The sequence below is a fragment of the Streptococcus sp. SN3 genome (assembly GCF_030439905.1).
In genome coordinates this window covers 1-5,526 of sequence record NZ_JAQFJF010000015.1, presented here as the reverse complement: position 1 = coordinate 5,526, position 5,526 = coordinate 1, and the positions used below count along the sequence as shown (strand labels likewise).

3 protein-coding genes and 4 pseudogenes are annotated in these 5,526 nt (G+C 34.2%); 5 read left to right on the top strand and 2 right to left on the bottom strand.

The window, feature by feature from the left end:
- A pseudogene (locus PCY71_RS14755) lies at positions 1–128 on the bottom strand (XRE family transcriptional regulator); the annotation flags it as partial.
- A 283-nt stretch (positions 129–411) separates the two neighbouring features.
- Between PCY71_RS14755 and PCY71_RS14750 the strand changes: the two are divergent.
- The 5 genes and pseudogenes from PCY71_RS14750 to PCY71_RS14730 form a co-directional block, all read left to right on the top strand.
- Positions 412–497, top strand: a pseudogene (locus tag PCY71_RS14750) (MLS leader peptide); the annotation flags it as partial.
- 48 nt (positions 498–545) lie between these two features.
- Positions 546–634, top strand: a pseudogene (locus PCY71_RS14745) (23S rRNA methyltransferase attenuation leader peptide).
- Between the two features lie 124 nt (positions 635–758).
- A complete protein-coding gene (gene erm(B), locus PCY71_RS14740) occupies positions 759–1,496 on the top strand; it encodes a 23S rRNA (adenine(2058)-N(6))-methyltransferase Erm(B) (RefSeq protein ID WP_001038790.1) in 738 nt (245 codons plus the stop codon).
- Positions 1,497–1,850: 354 nt separating this feature from the next.
- Positions 1,851–2,405: a recombinase family protein gene (locus PCY71_RS14735; protein WP_000576156.1), complete on the top strand. Its 555-nt coding sequence runs from the start codon at positions 1,851–1,853 to the stop codon at positions 2,403–2,405.
- Positions 2,406–2,408: 3 nt separating this feature from the next.
- The gene (locus PCY71_RS14730; protein ID WP_001240982.1) at positions 2,409–5,327 is read left to right on the top strand and encodes a Tn3 family transposase; all 2,919 of its coding nucleotides are present in this window, start codon (positions 2,409–2,411) and stop codon (positions 5,325–5,327) included.
- A gap of 73 nt (positions 5,328–5,400) precedes the next feature.
- Here PCY71_RS14730 and PCY71_RS14725 read toward each other — a convergent pair.
- Positions 5,401–5,526, bottom strand: a pseudogene (locus tag PCY71_RS14725) (helix-turn-helix domain-containing protein); the annotation flags it as partial.

Sequence of the window (5,526 nt, the reverse complement as noted above, 5' to 3'; positions counted from 1 at the left end):
ATGTTTCTTGCTTCGTTGATACCGCTGGCTAAAGATTCCATTAAGGATAGTTCTTTGTCTGTAAAGCTATCCATGTATTTCTCTATCTGTAATCGTCGGGTGCTTTTTACCAAGTTATTAGCAGGTAGGGGTCCCGAGCGCCTACGAGGAATTTGTATCGATAAGAAATAGATTTAAAAATTTCGCTGTTATTTTGTACATTTAACTTGACGGTGACATCTCTCTATTGTGAGTTATTAGTGGTACAGTTTTCAACCGTTTTAATTATAAAAAAGTGGTGCATTTTTAAATTGGCACAAACAGGTAACGGTTATTGCAGGTGTATTTCTTATCTATGGGTTTAACATGGATTTTATCATTAAAATCATGAGTATTGTCCGAGAGTGATTGGTCTTGCGTATGGTTAACCCTAAAGTTATGGAAATAAGACTTAGAAGCAAACTTAAGAGTGTGTTGATAGTGCATTATCTTAAAATTTTGTGTATAATAGGAATTGAAGTTAAATTAGATGCTAAAAATTTGTAATTAAGAAGGAGGGATTCGTCATGTTGGTATTCCAAATGCGTAGCGTAATGTAGATAAAACATCTACTGTTTTGAAACAGACTAAAAACAGTGATTACGCAGATAAATAAATACGTTAGATTAATTCCTACCAGTGACTAATCTTATGACTTTTTAAACAGATAACTAAAATTACAAACAAATCGTTTAACTTCTGTATTTATTTACAGATGTAATCACTTCAGGAGTGATTACATGAACAAAAATATAAAATATTCTCAAAACTTTTTAACGAGTGAAAAAGTACTCAACCAAATAATAAAACAATTGAATTTAAAAGAAACCGATACCGTTTACGAAATTGGAACAGGTAAAGGGCATTTAACGACGAAACTGGCTAAAATAAGTAAACAGGTAACGTCTATTGAATTAGACAGTCATCTATTCAACTTATCGTCAGAAAAATTAAAACTGAACATTCGTGTCACTTTAATTCACCAAGATATTCTACAGTTTCAATTCCCTAACAAACAGAGGTATAAAATTGTTGGGAATATTCCTTACCATTTAAGCACACAAATTATTAAAAAAGTGGTTTTTGAAAGCCATGCGTCTGACATCTATCTGATTGTTGAAGAAGGATTCTACAAGCGTACCTTGGATATTCACCGAACACTAGGGTTGCTCTTGCACACTCAAGTCTCGATTCAGCAATTGCTTAAGCTGCCAGCGGAATGCTTTCATCCTAAACCAAAAGTAAACAGTGTCTTAATAAAACTTACCCGCCATACCACAGATGTTCCAGATAAATATTGGAAGCTATATACGTACTTTGTTTCAAAATGGGTCAATCGAGAATATCGTCAACTGTTTACTAAAAATCAGTTTCATCAAGCAATGAAACACGCCAAAGTAAACAATTTAAGTACCGTTACTTATGAGCAAGTATTGTCTATTTTTAATAGTTATCTATTATTTAACGGGAGGAAATAATTCTATGAGTCGCTTTTGTAAATTTGGAAAGTTACACGTTACTAAAGGGAATGTAGATAAATTATTAGGTATACTACTGACAGCTTCCAAGGAGCTAAAGAGGTCCCTAGCGCCTACGGGGAATTTGTATCGATAAGGAATAGATTTAAAAATTTCGCTGTTATTTTGTACAATAAGGATAAATTTGAATGGTACCATAAACGACCGTTTATGGTACCTTTTCATTTTCCTGCTTTTTCTAAATGTTTTTTAAGTAAATCAAGTACCAAAATCCGTTCCTTTTTCATAGTTCCTATATAGTTATACTTAATGAGTTATGGTACATTTAAATTATAAAATTAAGGAGGTTTTTTTATGATTTTTGGCTATGCTCGAGTGAGTACGGATGATCAAAATCTTAGTTTACAAATTGATGCACTTACTCATTATGGAATTGATAAATTATTTCAAGAAAAAGTAACTGGTGCGAAAAAAGACCGACCGCAATTAGAAGAAATGATCAACCTACTACGTGAAGGAGATTCTGTTGTCATTTACAAGTTAGATCGAATTTCACGATCAACTAAACATTTGATTGAACTTTCTGAATTATTTGAAGAACTTAGTGTCAATTTTATATCTATTCAAGATAACGTAGATACTTCAACGTCTATGGGAAGATTCTTTTTCCGAGTTATGGCTAGTTTAGCAGAACTGGAACGGGATATTATTATTGAACGAACTAACTCTGGTCTTAAGGCAGCCAGAGTCCGAGGAAAAAAAGGGGGCCGTCCAAGTAAAGGTAAGCTATCAATTGATTTAGCTTTAAAAATGTATGACAGCAAAGAGTATTCTATTCGTCAAATTCTTGATGCCTCTAAATTAAGCAAAACAACCTTTTACCGTTACCTCAATAAAAGGAATGCTTAAGATATGGCTATGAAAAGAATTTTAACTACTTCACAGCGTGAACAACTTCTTTCTGTAGACCACTTATCAGAAGAGGATTTTAAAGCGTATTTTAGTTTTTCTGATTATGATCTGGAGGTTATTAATCAACACCGTGGAAAGGTCAATAAACTAGGATTTGCGATACAACTTTGTTTGGCCCGGTATCCTGGGTGTTCTTTAAGTAATTGGCCGATTAAATCAACCAGACTAACTTCTTATGTGAGTCGACAGCTCCATCTTGATGCAATTGATTTAAATTCATATGATCATAGAAATACACGTGCAAATCACTTCAACGAGATCTTAGAAGTATTCAACTATCATCGATTCGGTAGTGCTAATACACAAAAACAGTTAATAGAATATTTAATTGAACTAGCTTTAGAAAATGATGACTCTATCTATCTAATGAAAAAAACAATTGATTTCTTAACTCGAAAAAGAATTATTTTTCCATCTATAGCTACACTTGAAGACATTATAAGCCGCTGTCGAGATAAAGCAGAAAACAACTTATTTTCAATATTACTCTGTTCATTAACAGATATACAAATTGAAAAACTAGAGAGTTTGTTTCAAATTTATGAAGAGACGAAAATAACTAAACTCGCTTGGCTAAAAGACATTCCAGGTAAGGCAAATCCAGAAAGCTTTATGAGTATTTGTAAAAAAGTGGAAGTGATTGCTTCCATGGGACTCGGGACAATTAATGTCTCCCATATTAATCGGAACAGGTTTCTTCAGCTAGCTAGACTAGGGGAAAATTATGATGCATATGACTTCTCCCGTTTTGAGCTTGAAAAAAGATACTCTTTACTTATTGCTTTTTTAGTCAATCATCATCAATATCTGATCGATCAACTGATTGAGATTAATGACCGCATTTTAGCAAGTATTAAACGCAAAGGGACACGTGATTCACAAGAACAGTTAAAAGAAAAAGGAAAATTGGCTACTAAAAAATTGGAACATTATGCTTCTTTAATTGATGCTCTTCACTTTGCAAAAGATAATGATAGTAATCCTTTTGACGAAATTGAACGAATCATGCCTTGGGAAGATTTAGTACAAGATGGAGAAGAAGCTAAAAAAATTACAGGTAATAAAAATCATGGCTATTTAGAAATGGTTCGAAATAAAGCTAATTACCTCCGAAGATACACGCCAATGTTATTGAGGACCCTTTCGTTCAAAGCAACTCCGGCAGCAAATCCAGTCCTCATGGCCCTAACTCAACTAACTGATTTACACAATAGTGGTAAAAGAAAAATACCGGCAGATACTTCTACTGATTTTGTGAGTAAAAAATGGAAAAGCCTTGTTCGGCCAGAAGAGGGGAAAATAGATCGGTCTTACTATGAGTTAGTAGCTTTCACCGAGCTAAAGAACAATATTCGATCAGGAGATATTTCAGTTGAAGGAAGTATGATCCATCGAAATATTGATGATTACTTAGTTGATTTATCTGCTTGTATTGATTCAGAAACTATTCCAGACACGTTTGAGGACTATTTAAAGGATCGGGAAATAATTTTAGATTTACAGCTTCAATTTTATTCGACAGTTGATAAGAGAATTTCAAGAGCAAACCTTAAAAAGTTGGAAAAAGTTACACCTAGCGAAGCAGAAATATATAGAAAAAAACTTTATTCAATAATTCCTAAGATAAGGCTTAGTGATCTTTTAATTGAGGTGGACAGTTGGACCAACTTTTCACAAGAATTTAGTCATGATTCTACAGGGAAACCGCCGAGTGAACAAGAAAGAAAAATTATTTTTGCTGCTTTGCTGGGTTTAGGGATGAATATTGGTCTTGAAAAAATGGCCCAATCAACTCCTGGAATTTCTTATTCTCAGTTAGCCAATGCCAAACAATGGCGCTTTTATAAAGAAGCTCTGACTCGTGCTCAATCTGTTTTGGTTAATTATCAGTTAAAGCTTCCTGTTGCAGACTTTTGGGGTGAAGGAAAAACCACTGCTTCAGACGGAATGCGCGTCCCAGTGGGCGTCTCAGCTCTAAAATCCGATGTTAATCCACATTACAAAAGTATGGAAAAAGGAGCTACAATGATTCGATCAATAAATGATAGGCATACGACTCATCATATCGAGGTTGCTTCAACTAATACAAGGGAAGCTACTCATACCCTTGATGGCCTACTTTATCATGAAACAGATCTAGATATTGAGGAACATTTTACTGATACAAATGGGTATTCTGATCAGGTGTTTGGAATGACCGCATTACTAGGCTTTGATTTTGAACCTCGCATCAGAAATATAAAAAAATCACAATTATTTTCTATCAAATCACCTTCCTACTACCCTAACTTATCAGAAGATATAAGCGGAAAAATCAATGTAAAAATTATTGAAGAAAACTATGATGAAATTAAACGAATCGCCTATTCGATTCAAACAGGAAAAGTATCTAGTTCTTTACTATTAGGAAAGCTAGGCTCATACGCACGTAAGAATAGAGTAGCTCTTGCACTGAGAGAACTAGGTCGCATTGAAAAGAGCATTTTTATGATAGATTATATTACAGATAGTGAGCTACGGCGAAGGATCACTCATGGACTAAATAAGACAGAAGCGATTAATGCTTTAGCTAGAGAACTATTTTTTGGGCGACGCGGAAAATTTATGGAGCGCGATATTCGCCGACAACTTCAAAGTGCTAGTGCGCTTAATGTGTTAATAAATGCAATAAGTATATGGAACGCCGTCTACTTACAAGCAGCTTATAATTATCTCGTCAAAATAGATCCCGAAGTAACTAAGTATATGAAGCATGTATCTCCTATTAATTGGGAGCATATCACTTTTCTTGGAGAGTATAAATTTGACTTGTTATCTATTCCTAAACACTTAAGAGAATTGAATATAAAAAATAAATAGGCCTTGAAACATTGGTTTAGTGGGAATTTGTACCCCTTATCGATACAAATTCCCACTAAGCGCTCGGGACCCCAGGTAAGAAAAATTCATCAACGGAAACATGAAGTAACGATACAAGGTCATAAAGAACTTGTATGCTGGGGTGTTGCCCTTTATTTTCAATATTAGTTAAGTACCGTGGGTCAATTTCAATCAATGC